This window comes from Limibacterium fermenti (genome assembly GCF_041902845.1).
GTDB lineage: Bacteria > Bacteroidota > Bacteroidia > Bacteroidales > Dysgonomonadaceae > Limibacterium > Limibacterium fermenti.
This window is the reverse complement of sequence record NZ_CP159486.1, coordinates 1,502,222-1,523,797: the sequence shown is the minus strand read 5'-3', so window position 1 is coordinate 1,523,797 and position 21,576 is coordinate 1,502,222. Positions and strand designations below refer to the sequence as shown.

The 21,576-nt window shown below is 43.3% G+C and carries 16 protein-coding genes; 6 read left to right on the top strand and 10 right to left on the bottom strand.

Annotated features, from left to right (window positions below; genetic code table 11):
* The 5 genes from ABNK31_RS06910 (at nt 1) to ABNK31_RS06890 (ending at nt 7,515) form a co-directional block, all read left to right on the top strand.
* On the top strand, nt 1–1,050 hold the full coding sequence (locus ABNK31_RS06910) for a DUF4838 domain-containing protein (RefSeq protein WP_418894941.1): 1,050 nt from the start codon (nt 1–3) through the stop codon (nt 1,048–1,050).
* A gap of 168 nt (nt 1,051–1,218) precedes the next feature.
* The gene (locus ABNK31_RS06905; RefSeq protein WP_418894940.1) at nt 1,219–2,424 is read left to right on the top strand and encodes a glycoside hydrolase family 99-like domain-containing protein; all 1,206 of its coding nucleotides are present in this window, start codon (nt 1,219–1,221) and stop codon (nt 2,422–2,424) included.
* Nucleotides 2,421–4,253, top strand: coding sequence for a hypothetical protein (locus ABNK31_RS06900; protein WP_418894939.1), 1,833 nt, complete (start codon nt 2,421–2,423; stop codon nt 4,251–4,253). The genes ABNK31_RS06905 and ABNK31_RS06900 overlap by 4 nt, the downstream gene beginning before the upstream one ends.
* Nucleotides 4,254–4,272: 19 nt before the next feature.
* A complete protein-coding gene (locus ABNK31_RS06895) occupies nt 4,273–5,916 on the top strand; it encodes a glycoside hydrolase (RefSeq protein ID WP_418895370.1) in 1,644 nt (547 codons plus the stop codon).
* An 18-nt stretch (nt 5,917–5,934) separates the two neighbouring features.
* Nucleotides 5,935–7,515 carry a beta-N-acetylhexosaminidase gene (locus tag ABNK31_RS06890; protein ID WP_418894938.1) on the top strand — a complete coding sequence of 527 codons (1,581 nt, stop codon included), beginning with the start codon at nt 5,935–5,937 and terminating at the stop codon, nt 7,513–7,515.
* A gap of 87 nt (nt 7,516–7,602) precedes the next feature.
* Here the strand turns inward: ABNK31_RS06890 and ABNK31_RS06885 are convergent, their stop codons facing one another.
* The 10 genes from ABNK31_RS06885 to ABNK31_RS06840 form a co-directional block, all read right to left on the bottom strand.
* A complete protein-coding gene (locus ABNK31_RS06885) occupies nt 7,603–9,954 on the bottom strand; it encodes a TonB-dependent siderophore receptor (protein WP_418894937.1) in 2,352 nt (783 codons plus the stop codon).
* 2 nt (nt 9,955–9,956) lie between these two features.
* A complete protein-coding gene (locus tag ABNK31_RS06880) occupies nt 9,957–11,963 on the bottom strand; it encodes a TonB-dependent receptor (RefSeq protein WP_418894936.1) in 2,007 nt (668 codons plus the stop codon).
* A gap of 298 nt (nt 11,964–12,261) precedes the next feature.
* On the bottom strand, nt 12,262–13,857 hold the full coding sequence (locus tag ABNK31_RS06875; protein ID WP_418894935.1) for a pyrroloquinoline quinone-dependent dehydrogenase: 1,596 nt from the start codon (nt 13,855–13,857) through the stop codon (nt 12,262–12,264).
* Between the two features lie 671 nt (nt 13,858–14,528).
* Nucleotides 14,529–15,326: a CRISPR-associated endoribonuclease Cas6 gene (gene cas6 / locus ABNK31_RS06870; RefSeq protein ID WP_418894934.1), complete on the bottom strand. Its 798-nt coding sequence runs from the start codon at nt 15,324–15,326 to the stop codon at nt 14,529–14,531.
* A 75-nt stretch (nt 15,327–15,401) separates the two neighbouring features.
* Nucleotides 15,402–16,715: a ribosome biogenesis GTPase Der gene (gene der / locus ABNK31_RS06865; RefSeq protein ID WP_418894933.1), complete on the bottom strand. Its 1,314-nt coding sequence runs from the start codon at nt 16,713–16,715 to the stop codon at nt 15,402–15,404.
* A gap of 87 nt (nt 16,716–16,802) precedes the next feature.
* On the bottom strand, nt 16,803–17,696 hold the full coding sequence (gene era / locus ABNK31_RS06860) for a GTPase Era (protein ID WP_418894932.1): 894 nt from the start codon (nt 17,694–17,696) through the stop codon (nt 16,803–16,805).
* Nucleotides 17,697–17,704: 8 nt separating this feature from the next.
* Complete coding sequence (locus ABNK31_RS06855; RefSeq protein WP_418895369.1) at nt 17,705–17,890, bottom strand: Txe/YoeB family addiction module toxin; 186 nt, start codon at nt 17,888–17,890, stop codon at nt 17,705–17,707.
* A gap of 73 nt (nt 17,891–17,963) precedes the next feature.
* Entirely contained in the window at nt 17,964–18,212 is a 249-nt protein-coding gene (locus ABNK31_RS06850) for a hypothetical protein (RefSeq protein ID WP_418894931.1), read from the bottom strand.
* A 155-nt stretch (nt 18,213–18,367) separates the two neighbouring features.
* Nucleotides 18,368–18,949 (bottom strand): DUF3109 family protein, encoded by a 582-nt coding sequence (locus ABNK31_RS06845; protein WP_418894930.1) that lies wholly within the window; start codon nt 18,947–18,949, stop codon nt 18,368–18,370.
* 13 nt (nt 18,950–18,962) lie between these two features.
* Nucleotides 18,963–19,865, bottom strand: a complete 903-nt coding sequence (locus tag ABNK31_RS06840; protein WP_321579685.1) for a CPBP family intramembrane glutamic endopeptidase — start codon at nt 19,863–19,865, stop codon at nt 18,963–18,965.
* Between the two features lie 215 nt (nt 19,866–20,080).
* Between ABNK31_RS06840 and tig the strand changes: the two genes are divergently transcribed.
* Nucleotides 20,081–21,571 (top strand): trigger factor, encoded by a 1,491-nt coding sequence (tig, locus tag ABNK31_RS06835; RefSeq protein ID WP_418894929.1) that lies wholly within the window; start codon nt 20,081–20,083, stop codon nt 21,569–21,571.
* The last annotated feature ends 5 nt before the right edge of the window (nt 21,572–21,576 follow it).

Here is a 21,576-nt window from a genome sequence, read left to right as displayed (position 1 = left end):
ATGCAAAATAGAACAACTTCAATCACAATTATCTTTTTGTTTATAGCATTCAACATTTTCTGTAGCAATAATAAAGATATCCCTTCAAAAAAGAGTTTCCGGGGCGTCGTTCTTTATCCGAGCGATATCCTTTCTATCGGAGCTGAAAAAACGATTGCTATTTTGAAAGAAGCAGACATCAATCTAATAGGAATACATTCCAACAGCATAACGGAAAATTTAGACAGCCTTCGATTATTCCTTGAAAGCAATGAAGGTAAGTTATTCATGAATTTATGTAAGGTAAATAACATAGATATTGAATATGAATGTCATGTATTACAAGAAATTCTTACCCGTACATTGTTTAAGGATCATCCTGAATATTTTCGTGTCGATACAAATGGAATAAGAACGACTGACTGGAATATGTGTTTCTCTTCCGACGAAGCATGGGATATTATAGAAAGGAATATGACGGAATTGCTCAAATGGATCAAACCTACTACAAACCGTTATTTTTTTTGGACAGATGATTCATACGATGGATTTTGTCATTGTGAAAAATGTAAAATATATTCACCGAGCGATCAAGCCTTAATTTACGAGAACAGAATGTTGAAGATCATTCGCAAAATCAATCCAAAAGCCACTTTGGCTCACTTAGCTTATGCGAGTACTTTAAACGCACCGAAAATAATTACACCCGAAAAAGGAATATTTCTTGAATTTGCACCCATTGGCCGCAATTATGTGAATCCATTGCCATCTGAACAATACGAAGCATTAAAAGAAAATCTAACGGTTTTTTCAAAAGAAACCGCATGCATACTGGAATATTGGTTGGACGCGTCCATGTTTTCAAACTGGAAAAGAAATGAATGGCGTAAAATCCCTTGGAATGCCGGCTATTGCAAACGGGATGTTGAAATATATAGAAAATTAGGCATAGATTCTTTTACAACGTTCGCTACATGGATGTTGCATCAAAACTATTTTGATTTATACGGTGAAAATGAAACAATCGCCGTATTGGATGAGTATGGCGCCATATTAAAAGCACGAAAATAACAAAGTCAAAAAAACCGGCTTATCAAAAATCGTAGTATTTGTATCATTTTTTGCAATATATATTCGATTGTAATCCTTATTTTTGCGTCGTTCAATAAAAAGAACTATGATACCAGCGTTTTACAACATTCAATTATCAAAGAAATAAATTAAAAACATAAGCATGGCATGAACTACAAAACATTATTTTTTGCGATTTTCTTAATACCGGCATTTTTTTTATTACCCGCCTGTAAAAATAATCATAAGAAAAATCAAGAAACGCCGGAATACACCGTCGCGGCATTCTATTGGCCGGCTTACCACTACGAACCTCGCGCAGAATTCCTCTTTCCGGAAAAGAAAGGTGAATGGGAAATCATTTATAATGCCAAAGCGAAGGAAGAAGGACACCGACAGCCGAAAGTCCCTTTATGGGGTTACCAGAATGAGGCAAATCCCGAAGATATGGATAAAAAGATAGAGACCGCCTTAGAATATGGAGTGAATACTTTTATCTTCGACTGGTACTGGTTCGATAAACAACCCTTCCTGGAGGATTGCATCAATAACGGCTTTCTGAAAGCCAACAACGGGCGCATGAACTTCTATCTGATGTGGGCGAATCACGATGCGACCACTTACTGGGATGTGGATAATCCGCGTAAAGACTCGGTCATCTGGGACGGCGAAGTAGATCGCGAACAATTCAATATCGTGGTGAACAGAGTGATCAATCAATATTTCAAAGACCCGTCCTATTACAAAATAAACGACGAACCGGTCTTCTGCATCTACGAACTGAACACGCTCATCAACGGCTTGGGAGGCCCCGAACAAACAAAGGAAGCGTTGGATTATTTCACACAAAAAACCAAAGAGGCCGGATTTCCAGGACTGCATCTGCAAAGTATCTTATGGGAAGCGCTACCAAGCTCGATTGAAGGCGTACCCGGCGACAGCATTCAAAGCCAGAGCGAAGTATTGTCGTATTTCGGATTCAAAAGCCTGACGAATTATTGCTGGGCTCACCTGCAAAATCCCGATGGGGATTATGAAGTATGGGGTGATGCTTCAACGAATATGTGGAACAAATTCGGGAAAGATTTTTCCATGACCTATTACCCGAACATAACGGTTAGTTGGGATGCCAACCCCAGATTTCCCTTCAAAACGGGTTATATTACCAATTCCACTCCGCAAAAATTCGAGAAATATCTTGTCAAAGCCAAAGAGTTTATCGATAAAAACAACATACAACCCAAAATAGTGACGATCAATGCATGGAACGAATGGTCGGAAGGCAGCTATCTGGAACCGGACACTATTTGGAAATATCAATATCTGGATGCAGTAAAGAACGTTTTCGGCACACCATCTTCTAAAAAAGAATGAAAACAATCTATTATTTTTTATTGATTTCGGCATCCGCTTTTCTCTGTGCATCTTCGTGCAAGGAAAAAAACATCGAGAACTTTGAAGAGGGAACTCCCGCCAACGAACAACCATCGGCCGAGGAGATCGCGTTCGTTCAACCGTACGCGGGCGCAGATGAACTGGGACGAGTTTTGCCCGGTAACAAAGAAACCGGTAACTTGAGAAAAAACCGGCAAGTGGCTATGTTCTATTTCCTATGGCAAGGCGATCCCATCTCGAAAACATCGGAACATGCGTGGGATCTGAGTAAAATAATTCCGGCACATCCCGAAGCGCTTGAAGACGGAGACAGTCCGCACTGGGGTTCTGCTTCGCGAGGATTTTATTATTTCTGGGGAGAACCTATTTACGGTTATTACAGCGGAGAGGATTATTGGGTACATCTTAAAAGCATGCAGTTATTGACGGATGCCGGGGTGGACTTTTTAGTGCTGGACGCAACGAACACCGTTATTTACGAAAAACAATCGGCAGTCCTGATGAAAGCGATCAAGTCTCTGCAGGATCAGGGGAAAAACCCTCCCCGAATCGTCTATTACACGAATACGGCTTCGGGTGATACCATGCAACGGATATACAATGCTTTTTATAAATCCGGAGCGCCTTATTATTATCCGTCGACATGGTATTATCTGGGAGGAAAACCCTTGATCATCGGAAGGACAAAAGAAGCCGAAGGAAAAGATTTCGAATCGTTCTTCTCTTTCCGGGAAGCCCAATGGCCCAACGAACCCGATCAACCGAACGGTTGGCCGTGGATCGATTTCCGCCGCCCGCAATCGGTTTACACAAACTTGAAAGGCGAACGGGAAATCATCAACGTGTCGGTAGCACAGCATCCCAATCCGGCAGCCGGAATGGGCGGATCGGCCTTTTACGGTAATATGGATAATTGGGGAAGAAGTTATCGAAACGGATCGCACGGAAATCCGGAAACCGATATCCGTTACGGCTACAATTTCCAGGAACAATGGGATTACGCCCTCAAACAAGATGTCCCCTTTGTGTTTGTCACCGGATGGAATGAATGGATTGCCGGGCGCTGGGGAAGCACGGATGGGAACCCCGAACATTCGTATTTCTGTGACCAGGCCAGCCCCGAATACAGCCGCGATATTGAACCGACTTTTACGGCAGGCCTGAGAGATAACTTTTACATGCAGTTGACAGCAAACATCAGACGATATAAAGGCGTAAACGCGGTGCCGTCGGCGAGCGCCCCTAAAAAGATCGAAAACTTTTCGGATTGGAACAAGGTGAAGCCTGTCTTTACGGATTATGTAAATGATACGGCGCACCGGAATCATCCGGGAGCCGAATTGAATCCCTCAAAAACATATACGAACACAACCGGCAGGAATGATTTTTATATTCTGAAAGCGGCACGCGATAAAGAGAATCTTTATTTCTATGCCGAAACGTCCGATGATATCACAGATAATCCGGGGAGTAATTGGATGAGGCTTTATATCGATAGCGACCGTAACCACCACACCGGTTGGTACGGATATGATTACCGCATCGATGGAGGCACGCAATTACAACGTTACGATAATGGTAAATGGATTACCTTTAAAACCATTGCTCTTGCTCAAGAAGGGCAAAAGCTGATGATTTCTTTTCCGGCTTCTTCCATCGGCTTAAAGACATCCGATCTTGATTTTGAATTCAAATGGTCGGACAATATGCAAGACGAAGACGACCCGATGGACTGGTACCTCAATGGCGACGTTGCTCCCGGAGGGCGCTTCAACTATGTATATCGGACAGGGAGAAGTGGAAAATGAGAAATTAGAAGTGAGAAAGATGTATAAATACTGGATATCCGTTTTTTTGTTTCTTTTTACATGGGGTTTACATGCGCAGGATACGGATTTTTACAAAGATTATCGTGTCCGTTGGCTGGAAAAAGCCGAAGCAAACACCCCTCAACTCGTCTTTACCCAAAAAGCGCCTTTGCAGACGGTAAAGATTGTTCCCGATCAACAAGCTTTTCAAGGATGGAAAGTTGAGCCGGCTTCGAAAGAAAATATACTCTCGTTCTATGGGAACTCCTTTCGTGATCAAACGGAAATCATTCTTGATTTCGGAGAACACGTGACGGGATATTTCTCTTTCTCTCTGGCCCCCATCGGTACTGTGGCGGACGCTCCCGTACGGTTGAAATTCACTTTCGGCGAGACTCCTTCCGAAATAATGACGCCGTTCGATCCGTTTCCGGGAGGCCTTTCCCGGGCATGGATGCAGGACGAAACGGTAACCGTTATGACCCTGCCTTCCACCACAACTATTCCACGACGGGTATCTTTCAGATATGTAAAAATAGAACTGACGGCAAAACCATCTTATGCTTTCGGATTCACAAGCATGTACTGCAATGCCGGCACTTCGGCTGCAACAGCGGTCGCGCCCCTACCCTCCGGCGTTGATCCGATGATCCGGAAAATTGATGAAACGTCGTTAAATACATTGAAAGAGTGTATGCAGACCGTCTTTGAAGACGGCCCGAAAAGAGACCAGCGCTTATGGATCGGTGACCTGTATCTTCAGGCAATGGCCAATTACTATTCGTTCAAGCAGATCGAATTGACTAAAAGATGCCTGTATCTGTTAGCCGGATTGAGCCATCCCAACGGCTATCTACATCCTTGTGTATATGAAACTCCGGAACCTCACGGCGATTCCCGGTTATTCCTTTTGGAATATGCCTTGCTTTATAACGTCACACTGAAAGATTATCTGGAAGCCACCGGCGACAAAGAAACCGCCGGCGATTTATGGGTGGTCGCGAAAAAGCAACTCGATATTATTCACACGTATTTGCAACCCGACGGATTAATGGATTTTAAAAAGGCTAACAAAGAATGGTGGATCCATATCGATTGGAAAGATAATCTGTATAAGGAGGTTTCGTTGCATGGAGTGTCGGTATTCGCATTAAAAAACACCTATGAGTTAGCAAAACTGCTCGGAAAAGAACAGGAAGTATCCGAACTCCCCGCTTTAATAGAAAAAATGACTAAAGCCGCCTACCGCCGTTATTACGATAAAAAGACAGGTTTTTTCACCGGGCTTGAAAACAAACAAATATCGTATGCCTCCCAAATATGGATGGTATTAAGTGGAATCGCATCGAAAAAAGACGCCCGGAGAGCTTTGCAAAATTTAAGCCGTTCGGAAAACGTTACGACTCCGGGATCGCCTTATTTGTACCATTATTACATTCAGGCACTCATTGACGCCGGATTGCAAAAAGAAGCAAAGGAGATACTGACCTCTTATTGGGGCGGAATGATTGAAAAAGGAGCGGACACGTTTTGGGAAGTATATGACCCCGGCAATGATTATCTGTCGCCTTACAATTTTCATCCGTTAAATAGTTACTGCCATGCATGGAGTTGTACTCCCCTATATTTTATCCGCAGATATCCTGAAATTTTCCAACATTAAATTATTTATTTATCCATTATGAATATCAAATTAATCTATCTTTTTTGTCTTGCATTTTGCCTGCCACTTTTTGGCGGGGCACAGGAACTGCCTATCGTCCCAAAACCACTGCATGCACAGGTAAAAGGTGGTGATATTGCGTTAAAAAATGGCCTCCGTATTTATCTTGATCCGGACGCCCAACTGAACAAGCTCTATATTTCGTCTATCTTTTACGAATTGGGGATCCAGACTTCTTTCACATCCAAAAGCGATGCCGATCTTGTCGTAAAGCTCAACGAAAAAGCATCGCCAAGCAACGAAGGATATCGATTGACGATAGGAAACAAACATAAAAACCGGATCACAGCCGAAGCTTCAACAAAAAACGGATTATTGTACGCATTGCAATCGCTCCGGCAGATCATAAAGAACGATCAGGGAAAATTCAGCGTCCCTGTTTGTACCATCGAAGACGAACCGGCCTTTCCCTGGCGGGCGTTTATGCTCGACGAAAGCCGCCACTTCCACGGAATGCACGTAGTAAAAGGATTGCTCGATGAAATGGCCCGCCTCAAACTGAATATCTTTCACTGGCATCTGGTGGACGACCCGGGATGGCGTATCGAGATAAAACAATATTCGGAGTTGACGACCATCGGATCCAAACGCGACTTTTCCCATAAACAGGTGGCGGAAGAATGGGATAAGCTATATCCAAATCGAAAAATGTTTTATACTCAGGACGAAATCAGCGAAATTGTACGCTATGCCGCCGACAGGGGCATCCAAATCATGCCGGAAATAGAAGTCCCAGGGCATGCTTCCGCAGCCATCTATGCCTACCCTTGGCTCGGATCTTCGAGCCGCTCGCAGGGATACGGCGTATGGGGCGACTTATACAACGTAACCGATCCGAAAGTGGAGGAATTCCTGCATCATGTGTTGGACGAAGTGATCGCCCTGTTTCCTTCCAAGCTTGTCCATATCGGGGGTGATGAAGCGAATTATACACACTGGCAGAATAATCCGGAGATCGTAGCTTTTATGAAAGAAAACAATATACCTACATTTTCCGACCTGCAGGTATGGTCTATCAACCGTTTCTCCCGCTATTTATCCGCCAAAGGAGTACGGATGATGGGATGGAACGAGATCACGGGCGACAATATCCGCGGGGAGGAGCACATGCAAGCCAGCCAATCCGAGCAACTAGCTCCCGGAACGATCGTCCACTTTTGGGACGGCGACATCAGTCTCGTGAACAAAGCCATCGAAAAGGGGTATGACGTGGTCAATTCGAACCGTCACTTCACATACCTTGATTATGGGTACGACCGTATATCGCTTCAGCAGGCTTATTCGTTCGATCCCATCCCCGAAGGATTGAAAAAAGAAGACGAACCCAAGATTCTGGGATTGGGCTGCCAAATGTGGGGAGAATATACGCCGAATACGGCCAGGGTCTATTATCAGACTTTCCCGAGAATCGCAGCTTATGCCGAAAGCGGATGGACATCCCGCGAGAATAAAGATTACGAGGACTTCATCCATCGATTCCGGAACCTGAAAACTCTTTGGATGGACAAAGGATTTCTCAAAGATCAACCTCATGAATAAACGGATAATGATTCGTACCGTCAATTAACCGATGCGAAGCGACTTGCTGACAGTTAGTTCCCATGCGATATCTTTTTTACGCATATTTCATAGCGTATATTTTAATCCCGCCATTATATTCCGGGGCATACCCGCCCATTTATATACATTATTGTACGCACCATACCAATAGTCTTTGTCTGCAATGTTTTTTATATTTACACTTAATGTAAGTTTCTGATAACTATACTGTAATCCGGCATCCAGAAGAAAATAAGCGGGTAACGTAAAATTCTTTTGCAGTGTATTTTGTTTGCTTACAAACGTATATCCGCCCAGAAGGGACAACCCTCTCAAAAAACCTTGTGCAAAACTGTATTTCAACAATCCGTTGGATGTGTGCCCGGGTGCATTGTTGGCTATGGTTCCTACTTCTTCCGGCACGCGGCTTTTGGTAATTTTAGTCTCGTTGTATGCGTAAGATGTCGATAGGCTGAAATTCGGCAAGATGTTCCCGTTTAGTTCAATTTCTACACCCCTCGAACGATTCTCGCCCTGTTGAACAAACAGGTTGGGATTGGAAAGATCGTTTGCATTTACGGCGACGTTATCCAATGTAATTTGATAAACGGCAAGCGAAGCCGAAAGCCGGTTTTGGATAATATCCGACTTCAACCCCACTTCGAAAAGCTGACTGGTTACAGGCTTAAACTTATCGGTAAATATTTGCAATTCTCCCGCAGCTTCAAAGGGATCAAACCCTTTATTAAAAGTTGCATATACGGCAATATTGGATTGAAGAAGGTAAGTTAAGCCGATGCGAGGGAGAAATACATTTTGCTTTATCGCTTCTTCATCATCTTCATCATCTGTGCTGCGGTAGCATTCATTCCTTATTCCCACTAACAAAATCCACTTGTTCCATTTAATCATATCCTGAAGATAAATACCTTGTGTATAATATCGTTCACCATCCACTTCCATTGCTTCCGAATCATATTCCGATAATTTGTACCGATCGACGTGCCTTTTTGCATATTGCGGCTGAAGCAGGCTGAACCGGCCTACAATACCCGACCCATCGCCAAATCGGTCGGGTATTTCATAGTATTTTTGATTTAAATCCACAGAGGTATGCACAAAATCGTATCCGCCAAGCAGTCGGTGCGAGAAAGGGCCTGTTTTTATGTCGTATGTAAGAAATGCCGATACGGTATTGGTTGCCGTATTGTATTTCCATGTTGTATAATTCAAATTCACAGAGTCGTTCGACGCATAACTTTCAAAACCATGATTCGCCACTTTTTGTCTTGTAAGGTAATTCAAATAGCCTAAATTGAAATGCAAATCGCCGGTTATCTTATATTTGACTGATACCGTTGAAGCTATATCCGTTTCCTTTAAATAATCCCCGGGTTGACTCAGGTTTAGTTTTTTCGAGGTCGCTTTCAAGTCATCGTTGTCCGTTAGGCCGGGTTGCCCCCGATCTAAAACGCCATAGACAGCCGATATTGAAAAATCGGCGTTCACTTCCAATTTATCATTTGGGAAAAAGCTGAAAGAAGGAGCTATTTGCCATGATTTGCCATCCGATTGATACCGGAATGATTTGTTTTGGTCATATCCTGCATTCAAACGCCCTAAGAATTTATTCTTATTATCCAAAGCGCCTGTAATACCGCCTTGTATGCGAAAATGCTCCCACGAACCGGCAAATAATTCGATATCGGCAACCGTATTCTTCAAGGGTTTTTTGGTGATCATGTTAATTGTGCCGCCCGGGTCGCCGTTTCCATACAAGGTGGAAGATGGGCCTTTCAGGATTTCTATTTTTCCAATATTTAAAAGCAGCGGATTTGTATAAGTCGTGTTATATCCTCTCAAACCGTTTATGAGCCGGGCATTTTCGGCCCTGAATCCACGTATGGTATACTCGTCATAACCCGAATATTGACTTACACCGGCTACATTATCAACAGCATCTTTCAGATTGATAATCATTTTGTCACTTAACAACGCACTATTTACCGTAGATATGGCTTGCGGCACCTGGAGCGAGTAAGCTTCCACTTTTGTGCCCAGTGTAGAATAGTCGGTTTCGTAAGACGGATGCCCGACAACCCGCACTTCTTTTAGTTGTTTAAATAATTTTCCTATCAGTATTTCTCCCACATTCAATGTATTATTGATTGGAATTTCGACTATCTGTTCATGTATTTTGTCGGCAGATGAAACCACCAGGGTATCTGCGCCCGACCGGATGTTGTAAAAGGCGAAAAATCCTTCGGCATCCGTTGTCGTATTTTTTGAAGCTTTCAACAACGAAACTTTCAATCCCTCAACCGGCTGCAAATCGTCACTCATCACTCTTCCGGAGATATTTCCCCTGGCATTTTGCGCCGTCAAGTATATCGGCATCAAACAAAACAGAATAATCTGCAAAATGAATTTCATTTTCATTTTTAAATATTTATTTTTAGGCCTATATAATAGTTTCGTGTCGGCGCAGCATTATAATATCTTCCTCCATAAGCATTTATATCATTACCCAAACTGTACTTTCGATTTAGCAGATTATCTATTCCTCCATAAATTTCGAGGCTATTCATCTTCCGCGTCCAAAAGGTTTTACTTCCCCTTACTTGCAATAAATGATACGCTTTGCTAAACAGGGTGTTTGCGTCATCGAGCGGCGTTTTATCGTTAAATGTGTATTGTGCTGAAAAATGGAATGAAGATTTTAATTGAATCGCCAAACTGTTGGTGAGCACATGACGCGGGATGCCGGGGACGTTGTTTCCCGAATAATCTCCGTCTTCTGTCCGGTAATCTTTGTATTTGTAATGAGAGTAGGTGTAAGCCCCGCTCCATTTTACATTCTCAATAAAGGGAATGGGCAGTGAAAATAAACAGGAGTAAGAAATTTCAGCTCCTGTTTGGTCTGTCTTTCCAGAATTAACGAAGAAAGACGTTCCGTTTTCGTCTATCTGTGTAACAATACCATCTCGCATTTTAGTTGAATAGGCAGAAGCATCAATAATCAGGGCATTGTTAAAAGCAAATAATCTTGCCCCGATCTCCCTGTTCCAGCCATATTCGGCCTTAAGGGAACTATATATTTTATTGTTTGCCGGCCTTACCTCGGCGGTTGTGGGAGGAGAGTATCCTTTGCTTAAGGTAAAACGGAACAGCAACAAATCGTTTAACCTATAGTTGCAGGCAAAATGAGGCATCGCCACCGGTTTAAAATTGTTTTTGATATGGGTCGTATCTTTAAAGTGATAGCTGTAATAATTGTAGGACAGGGCCGCCTCGAATATAATACGGTGCTTCCATTCAACCCGGCCTTTTACGAACCAAAAATATTGGGTTGTGAGTATATCGCTATATGCCTGTAGGTTTCCGGCTATTCCGGCTTTGTTATCGAAATTATGAATATCCGATGATAATCTTTGCCACTCCATGCCGGCGTTGGTTGACCATCTTAATTTTTCACTTATCGTATCGGCGTTTTTTAATGTAAAGTAAGAGCGGAATCCCCAATTGTCCTCTTTTCGTTTTTCGTAATTTGTTATGGCCCTATTCGTATAATCAACAAAATTACCCCATGCCGACGAAGTGTTGGAGAGCATCGAATTAACGGCGATTTTATTTCTTAAACCGACGAAATACATTACATTGTGCGAACCGGTCTTTTGTTCTTGCGCTCCCGGAAGCCGGGATGTTGCCGGCCTGGCTTGTTCCGGGTTCTCATTAAACTGTTCAAGCGTTAAACCTCCCGGAGTGCGGTATGAAATATCGGAGAAGAAAGCGTATATATCTAAAAAGCCTTTTTTTGAATAATTCCAATTGTCTGACAGTTGACTGAAAAATTTATTATTTTGCGTATTCTGGCGGTAACCGTCGCTTCTCTGCCATGATTGTTTGAGCGATATAAAATGATTCCCGGCATTTCCGGAAACGGACAAATTATCCCCAACGGTTCCAAAAGAGCCTGCATAGGTGTTGAGCTGTGTTTTATCGTTATTTTCGACATCGCTTTTTAAGAAGACAACTCCGCCCGAATTTGCTCCGAATAAACTGCCGTCGGGGCCTTTTAATACTTCTATGCCTTGGAGATCATTCATGTTTAATGCATTCAGATAGGTATTTCCTCCGGCGTCGGTAAAGGGGAATTCGTTGTAATACACCTTAACATTGCGAACGCCATAAGGAGAACGCACCAAACTGTTTCGTATCGACAAACGATAACTTCCCGGAGACCGTTCTTCCATGCGTATGCCGGGTAACGTATTGAATGCGCCAACCATCGAGGATGGGGCTTGCATTTCGATTTGCGTAGTGGTGAGTAGACTAACGGATGCCGGCGTTTCCCAATATAATTGTCTGTCCAAATAACCTGTGACTTGGATTTCGGGTAAAGTTGAAATAAGCGTATCTGTTCTTACATCTGTGCTATCGACGGACATTTGTTGCGCTTTTAAATGAGGAATAAAAAGCAATAAAATAAAAATGGTTATATCGGAATATTTATTCAAAATCATTTTTCCCTTGTAAATATTTCTTGTTTGGATGTCTAAACGTTTTTGCACTCTTTTACCATACCCTTGTCCGATACTGAAATTTAGGCATCCGGTAAGTTAAATTTCGGTACGATTAAAGAAGATGGTCCATAGGAAACAATTGAACCACCTTCTTCTAAATATTGTCTTTTGCCGAAAAAAAAAATCAGACAGACTAATTTACCACCGGTGTGTCAAGCACCGATCAATTCAAGGCAAAAATAAACATCTTACAAACTTTGGCCGTCGATTTCCAAAGGTCGGATTTCATACCGCCCGTAACAGCTAAATATTGCTTGCCGTTTACCAAGTAAGTTATCACCCCACCGCCATTAATAAGCCCGGTGTTTGTTTGCCAAAGGATTTTACCGTTTTCGGCATCGAAGGCATAAATGTCGCCGTTCATGGAAGAGGTAAATAACAGTCCGCTTGCAGTCGGCGTTACGCCCGAAAGCACAGGTCCCGGAGAATGATATTCCCATTTCAGACTGCCGTCCTTAGCATTAAACGCTTTCAGCCATCCTTTTGCCTCGGAGGCATCGTCCCAAACTATAGAGTCGGGTCCGAACCATGTAGCTCCCGGCGCAGGAATATTTGTTATCGCTTTTTCATATGGAGGTAACTTAACCTTCAGTCCCCAATCAGTCGTTCCGGTATAAATCACATCCAATAGAGGGTTATAAGCCGGACCATTCCATTCACTTCCGCCCAGATATCCGGGTTTGAAATAAGTTAAAACTTCACGAGACAAACTTACATCCGTGTTGATGCGTGTAGTAGTAGGGACTTCATATATTAAAGGTAATGTTCCGGCAGGGTCGGCAGCAGAAGCCGCATCAACAGCCGAACGGTCCAAGACGGACAATAAACCGTTTTTATTGGCAGAGGCAACGATTTTACGACCCTCTTTTGTATTTATTATTACCGGAGGAGCCGAAACGTCCCAATCATGAATATCATTTCTAACTAATTGTTTGTATCCAAGAAGCTTTCCCGTTTTAGTATCCAATGCTATCAAATAATTAAAAAACTTACGGTCTTCGCCTCTGATTTCAATATCCATATCCGGCGCCGGATTGCCGCTCGGGACATACAATACCCCTTTTTCGGTATCCAAACCGAATGATGTCCAATAGCCGCCTCCGGTTACAGGAAGTCCGGTAGATGTTTTTGGATTTTCTTTGTAATCCGGAACGGAGCAGAACGTCCATACGGTTTTTCCTGTTTTAGCATCCAACGCATAAACATAACCGACCACTCCCACTTGATCACCGCCGGCTATCCCGACAAAAATCAAATTATTCCAAACCAAAGGAGCCATTGGAATAGCCGCTCCCGGTGTACCCGAACCTAAATCCGTTTCCCACAAAATTTTTCCGTCTTTGGCATCCATTGCAAAAAAATGTGCATCAGACGAACCGCGAAACAGTTTTCCGTCTAAATAGGCAACGCCTCTGTTTGCACCATATCCGCGCGTCTTCGTGTTCGAGCGCACCTTTTTCCACAATAATTTGCCAGTAGCCGCATTAATGGCATACGTTACCGTGTCGGAAGTAAAATACATCTTACCGTCCAAGACGACCGGTCCCGTTTGAAACGAATTAATATCCGATGCCAAATCAAAAGTGGCAACCAACTTCAATTTGCTTACATTCTCTTTGGTAAACTGTGTAAGCGGTGAAAAACGATCTCCCGCCAACGTACGATTATAGTTGGGCCAATCGCTTTCCCTTACTTGCTGGGCTTTTATCTGAAGCGACGAAAAAGCCACCAAAATGCTTAAAATAATTACTTTTTTCATTTTCATATGCTTTAAAATACATGTATGATAATCGGTGCTTTCGCATCATTTAATCACTTTTCGGAAGAGATCTTAAAAATATAAGAAAAATATCGTTACAAAGGTAAGGGTTCTATTGGGAAAAGAAGAAGATAAAAATATAAAGTATACTAACTATTATTAATATACTTGTCTAATTATTTTTTTATACAGGTTATTCATTGGCTTTTTCGATGCAAACAAGTTTAACGGATATAGAAAACTCATTATCAATCAGAATCTATTTTTCATAAAACGAAAGGTTACATAATCAAACAATGAGGGAAAAGAATAAATATGTGCCGTCAGAAATAATTTTATCCATCATTTTTGGATTTATTTTCTAAATTCGATAATATCTTATCAAGTCGATCGTATATATTCAATCGCCAACCTCATTTATTTACAAGCCACATTCGTTTATCCTTTCGACAGTCGCATTTATTTGCCTGCCGATTGAATTTATTTTTTGAAAGTAGGATATATTCGAAAGCCGTTCGCGTTTATTTAAATGCCAGTCCGATTTATTTGGCCGCGATTCTTATTTGTTTTACATTCTGAATTGTTTTTCGACATTCATCGGCATTTCTTCATCGGTCATCAGTATTTATTTCATCGCCGGAAGCACTTGTTTTGCCCGCGACAGAATTTCTTTAGCCGCCGACATCATTTATTGGATATTCAACGGCTTTTACCATTCCGAACCCGATACTGTTTTTCACGCCAAGGCCGCATTCATAGGCAATCTTCATCAAGTCGGGCGGAGCCGTTAATGCGAGACGGCATAAGAATCCCCGGACCTTACTCTCCTGTGGGGTTCCGGTTTTGATGGTAATCAGCACAGGTTTGGCCTTCGACAACAACCGTACGGCGATCGCAACATCCTCTTGCGGATATATTTCTCTCGTAAAAGCATGGTATTTACTTATCAAATTCATTTGAATAAGTGACGGAGCGGATGAATGGTCGGGCGCAACATACGTTATCCGCCTTGCGTCGTCTCTATTCGCCAGACAAATAGGCGACAATGTTTCGAAAGCCATTGTACCGGTATAATCGGGCGGAGGCACCAGCGAGACTTGCTGCACTTCAAATCGCATGACGGCTTCGCGATTTCCGACTTCCAACGATTGGTCATGAAAAAGACCTTGTATAAATTCCGCCGTGCTGTTTTCGGGAAGAAACGAAATGTACCATTCGACATATTCCGACAACACCTCCATAAACCGTCCTTTTATAAGATATTGAGGGACGTAGAAACGCGAATAGGTAAACAAACGAAAGCGCTTTCCACTCTCATCCTCAAAGCCATTATTGTGCAGCCAGGCACTGAACGCACGATTGGCATTCGCCAGCACGCGATAAATGACGGCGCTTTGCTCGTATTGATAATTAAGCGGCAACAACCGCCCTGAAGAACGGGCTACACGAAGGGTTAACTTAAATCTCATGAGCTAATTTTCCATTTTCCAATTCGCTAATCTGCTAATTTGCTAATTTGCTAATTTGCTAATTTGCTAATTATATTACTTCTCCCTGAAAAACACATTTATCGGCGTACCGGTAAAACTCCAATTTTCGCGCATGCGGTTTTCGAGGAAACGCTTATACGGTTCTTTCACCCATTGCGGTAAGTTGCAGAAGAAAACGAATGTCGGCACCGCGGTATTGGGCAATTGCGTAATATATTTTATCTTAATATATTTTCCTTTGTTGGCAGGCGGCGGCGTCCGCTCGATCAAGGGCAGAAGAACCTCGTTGAGTTTACTCGTAGGAATCTTTCGCTTGCGGTTCTGATATACCTCTTTGGCCACATCCATCACCTTCAGGATACGCTGCTTGGTAAGCGCCGACCCGAAAATGATCGGGAAATCGACAAAAGGCGCCAACCGCTCGCGAATCGCATTCTCGAACATTTGAACAGCCGTATTGGTTTTGTCCTCTACCAAATCCCATTTATTCACTAAAACGACTAACCCTTTCCGATTCTTTTGTAGAATGGAGAAAATATTCAAATCCTGACTTTCGATACCTCGTGTAGCATCGACCATGAGAATACAGACATCGGCCTCTTCGATGGCTCGGATCGACCGGATCACCGAAAAATATTCCATATCTTCCGTCACCTTTCCTTTTTTACGGATGCCTGCCGTGTCAATCAGGTAAAAGTTCATATTGAATTTATCGTAACGCGTATAAATCGAATCGCGCGTAGTACCGGCAATATCCGTCACGATATTCCGTTTCTCATCGAGCAAGGCATTTATGATAGACGATTTTCCCACATTGGGGCGCCCTACGACAGCGAACTTAGGGATATCCTCCAACTCATCTTCGGGCGTTTCCTTCGAGAACAGACTCACGACACGATCGAGCAAATCGCCCGTTCCCGAACCGTTAATCGCCGAAATGGCATACGGATCGCCCAATCCCAACGAGTAAAACTCCGCCGATTGATATCCGATCGAATAATTGTCGGACTTATTCGAAACGATGACCACCGGCTTGCCCGATTTGCGCAAAATATCGGCGACACTCGAGTCAAGGTCGGTAAGTCCGTTCATCACATCCACCACAAACAGGACCACATTCGCTTCTTTAATAGCTATATCGACTTGTTTATTGATTTCATCCTCCATCACGTCCTCCGAATTGACCACCCAACCGCCTGTATCGATCAACGAAAACTCTTGTCCGTTCCATTGCACTTTACCGTAAAGACGGTCGCGCGTGGTACCCGCCTCGTCGGTCACAATGGCTTGACGGCTTTGCGTCAATCGGTTGAACAACGTTGATTTCCCCACATTGGGGCGTCCTACTATAGCTACTAAATTACTCATATTATTGTCTAATTGTCTAATGTCTAATGTTCAGTCTCCAGCCTCCAGTCTCCAGCCTCCAGCCTCCAGTCTCCGGTCTACAGTCTTTCAGTCCAACTTGTATCCGAATGTTTTGAGCATATTGTCTCGGTTTCGCCAGTCTGGTTCGACTTTGACATATAGCTGAAGAAAGACTTTTTTCTCGAAAAAGCGCTCGATATCCTTACGGGCTTCGGTTCCCAGTTTTTTCAATGCCGCTCCCTTGTGCCCTATGACGATGCCTTTTTGCGTTTCGCGTTCAACCATCACAATTGCACGGATGCGAAGGATATCGGGTTCGTCTTTAAACTCTTCCACGACGATCTCCATCGAATACGGCACTTCTTTTTGATAATACAGCAAGGCCTTTCCTCGGATAATTTCGGTAACGAAAAAGCGTGCCGGTTTATCGGTCAACGCATCTTTTTCGAAATACGGAGGCGATTCGGGAAGCAACTCCATCACCCGTTGTTTCACCCGGTCGATACCGAAATTATTCAATGCCGATATGGGATAAATCTCGGCTCGGGGCAGCAAGTCACTCCAACGTTCGACCATCTTTTCGAGTTCTTCCTGATTACTCTGGTCTATTTTATTGATAAGCAACAATACGGGCGTCTCCGTCCGTTGCACTTTCGACAGGAAGTCATCGTTTTTGTCAATCGTCTCCACCACATCCGTCACATAGAGCAACACATCGGCATCGTCGAGAGCCGAAAGCGAAAAACGCAGCATCGATTCCTGCAATTTATAATTCGGGCGCAGTACGCCGGGCGTGTCGGAATACACAATTTGATATTCCGGTGCGTTTACAATACCGATAATGCGATGACGGGTAGTCTGTGCCTTCGCGGTAATGATGGAAATCTTTTCACCCACCAGCCGGTTCATCAATGTTGATTTACCGACGTTGGGGTTTCCCACAATATTTACAAATCCGGAACGATGTTTTTTTTCCTCCATAAAATGTATCATTTATCGTTGTAATGTCCGTAAACTGAGAGAACAAGTATTTCATTGGCGTCATCATCTATTCGATAGATAATTCGATGCTCTCTATTAATTCTACGCGACCAAGTGCCCTCTTTATAATATTTCAGTTGCTCTATTTGACCTATACCGGTACGTGGATGCTCGGCTATATCTTTAAGTAACACTTTCAACTTCAAAATAGCTTCGGGCACTTTTTTTCCAACTTTTTCAGGCTTTTATTGGCTTCTCCCGAAAACACTATTCGGTACACAACAATCTATCAATGAAAGTGTCAATACTTTCTTCCGGATTTTGCTTAATAACCCTTCCTCTTTTTACATCTTCAATAGAACGATCTATCCTGGCGAAAAATTCTTCTTTATTCGTTTCAGAAGAGTTGTCTTCTTTTATCTCTCTTATCTCCACAAAAGAGAGTTTTTCAAGATACTCAAGAAGCGCTTGGGCTTCTTTTTCCCTTTTATCTATTTTCAATGTGATTATAGTCATTTGCTTTCCGTTTTCCGGACAAAGATACTACTTTTCCTCTGTAAAATAACGGTAAAGACACTAATTTATATACTTTTGGACAAAAGCCGGCATCTTTTGTCCCCTTGTCCCCTTGTCCCCTTGTCACTTTGTCACTTAAGGGTCTCTTTGTCGCGCTATCTCCCTGTCTCCTGCTCCAATAATTTCGCCGCTTCGCACACCTCGTTATACCACTCTTCGCCGAAATAACGGATAAGCGGCTCTTTTAAAAACTGATATACTTTCACCCCTTCCCTTCGTCCGAGTTTGGTTGCCGGCTTGCATATCGACCATCGATGATAATTGACCGCGGTAAAATCGTTGTATTTCTGTATCCGGATAGGATATAAATGGCACGATACCGGTTTTTCCACATCGATGCGCCCTTCGCGGTATGCCTTATCAATAACGCATTTACATACGCCGGCTTCATCGAAATAGGTAAACACGCACTCATCGCCTCCGATAATCGACGTAACCAACTCCCCGTCATAATCGTTGTAGGCGATTCCCTGCGTACGAATCAGCTCCTGCGCTTTCGGCGAAAGCTCCTCCCAAATAACAGGAAGTATCACCTTTATCCGGTCATATTCCTCTTTGGTCAAAGGCGCACCCGACTCGCCGTCCACGCAACATTGTCCTTTACACTTACACAAGTCGCAAATGAAATGTGCCTCAAAAATATCGTCTGATAATATCGTATCTTGAATTTGTATCATTATACTAAAAAAATTATGAAGGGTCGGCTTCCTCCGAAGCGCCTTTCCGACGCTTTCCGGACAGGTACCATCGGAAAGCCCATACCGTAAAGAAAACACTCAACACAGCCCCCACGCCAAAGGTCAGCGATAACGGCATATCGTCCAAATTCGCCGTCCAATCGTCCTCTTTCCGTAAAAAATATACGATCACTATAACCCCGTTATTGAAAAGATGCATGATAATCGGCACCCACAGGTTACGCGTGTAAAAGAATAAATAGCCCAATAACACCCCCAGCGCCAATCGCGGAAAAAAGCCGTAAAACTGCATGTGCAGAGCACTGAAAATAAATGCCGACACCCAAACGGCCACATGCCCGTTACCGGCCCATTCTTCGATGAACTGCTGCAACGCCCCTCGAAAGAACAACTCTTCGGCAACCGCAGCAAGCACAGCCATAATGAGAAAGTTCAGCAAAAACGTCCCGATAGTTTGCCCCGAAAGCAACCGGTCGGTCGTTTCCATGGCCGAATCTTCCATGGCGCGCATGTACTGTTCGATACCATGCATCGACTCCGGCAAGGTGATTCCCTGGTTCCATCGAGTTAAAAAAGCCACGAAAGCATACGACAACACATAGACCATCACCGCCAATAGAAAGCCTCTCTCCGCTCCATCCGTTTTCTGAAGCTTCAAATATCGCAGGGGCTCGCGAGAACTCCATGCCGCAACGGTGTAAGCAGGCAGCAGGAACATGCCGGCCGATTGCAAAAAAAGCGTCACATAGAGTACGCCGGCATCCGCACCGGATAAGTTAAAAATGCGCGAAACGCCTATCGATAATCCGCTCGCCACGAATAATCCGAGGAATGCAAAAAGAAAGAGATAAAACAATCTCGACAACGGGGAAGAGCCGGCTAATATTTGCTGCATGTAGTAATGTATTTTACGATGCAAAGATACAAAAATTGATGGAGATTGAAGATGATTGATGAGAGATTGATGGAGATTGAGATAATATTTTTTTGCAGTTTAAAAGAATAACACTAATTTTGCAGTCTTGTTTTGGAAAAGAGCTTTAAATAGTTGAAATCAGCAGATTTACATTCCAAACTCACAAAACGAATTAAAAATATATTGACATTCCAATGAAGGTATCACTTAATAAGACTGACGAAGTGAACGGCGTAATTGCCGTTGAGCTGGAAAAAACCGATTACGAAGGTAAAGTAGAATCATCCTTGAACCAATTCCGCCAAAAAGCGAATATTCCCGGCTTCCGCCAAGGGAAAGTCCCCAAAGGGCTTATCCGTAAAATGTATGGGAAAGCCGTTCTCGTAGAAGAACTCAACAAGATTTTAAACGATGCTTTAACGAATTATATTCGTGACAACAAGGTAAAGATATTAGGCGAACCGATGCCCGATGAAAGCGAAGATAAACAGCCGGATTTGGACAAGGAGGAAACGTTCACGTTTTATTTCGATGTAGCTCTTTCTCCCGAATTCGACCTGGCATTTACGAAAAATGACGAAGCCACTTATTATAAGGTGGAGCTCGAAGAGAATTTGCTCGACAAGCAGATGGAAGCCTACAAACAAAACTACGGGACATACGTCAATGTGGAAGAACCGGCATTGGACACCGACCTGATCAAGGGTATCCTTACCGAACAGGAAAACGGTAAGGATAAAGAAAACGGACGCGTCATTGAAAATGCCATCCTGATGCCGTCGTATGTAAAAGACGAAGAAATCAAGCAAAAATTCATCGGCGCCAAAGTAGGCGACAGCGTCGTTTTCGATCCTAAAATAGCGTATGATAATAATGATGCCGAAATTGCCTCGTTGTTGCAAACCATTAAGGAAGATGTAAAAGATATCCGGTCGGAATTCCGTTTCGACATCAAAGAAGTGACCCGCTACAAAGAAGCCGAAATGAATCAGGAACTTTTCGACAAAGTATTGGGTGAAGGCGCGGCTACCACCGAGGAAGAGTTTAAATCGAAAGTAGCGGAAAGTCTCAATAACCAGTTCAAACCCAGCTCCGACAATCTTTTCTTGCAGGAAGCCCGCAAACTGATTCTCTCGAAGATGGAAGAGGTGCAGCTTCCCGCAGAATTATTTAAACGTTGGTTGCAACGCTCCGAAGAATCGGCAAAATCGTCGCAATTAACCGATGAAAACTATCCGCAAGTGCTCGAAGACCTGAAATATATGATTGCACGCGACAAGATTATAAGCGATAACGATATCAAAATTGAAAGTAACGATCTCGAATCGCTGGCCGAAGAGGTGGCAAAAGCACAATTCACCCAATATGGAATGACCAATGTGCCGGCAGACCTTTTGCAAAGCTACATAAAGAACATGATGGAAAACGAACAAACCGTCCGCAACCTTTATGACCGCGCTATTGAAGGCAAACTAATCGATTGGCTGAAAGAAAACATCCAGATAAACGAAAAAGCCGTTTCGTCGGAAGACTTCCGCAAACTCTTGGAGGAAATAAACCCCAATCCTCACGATCATTCACATGATCATGAGGGGCATTCGCATGATCACGATCACGAGCATGGTCACGAGGGGCATTCGCACGAAGAACAAACGGAAGAAGCAGACCAAGAGCAAAAAGACTAACGACG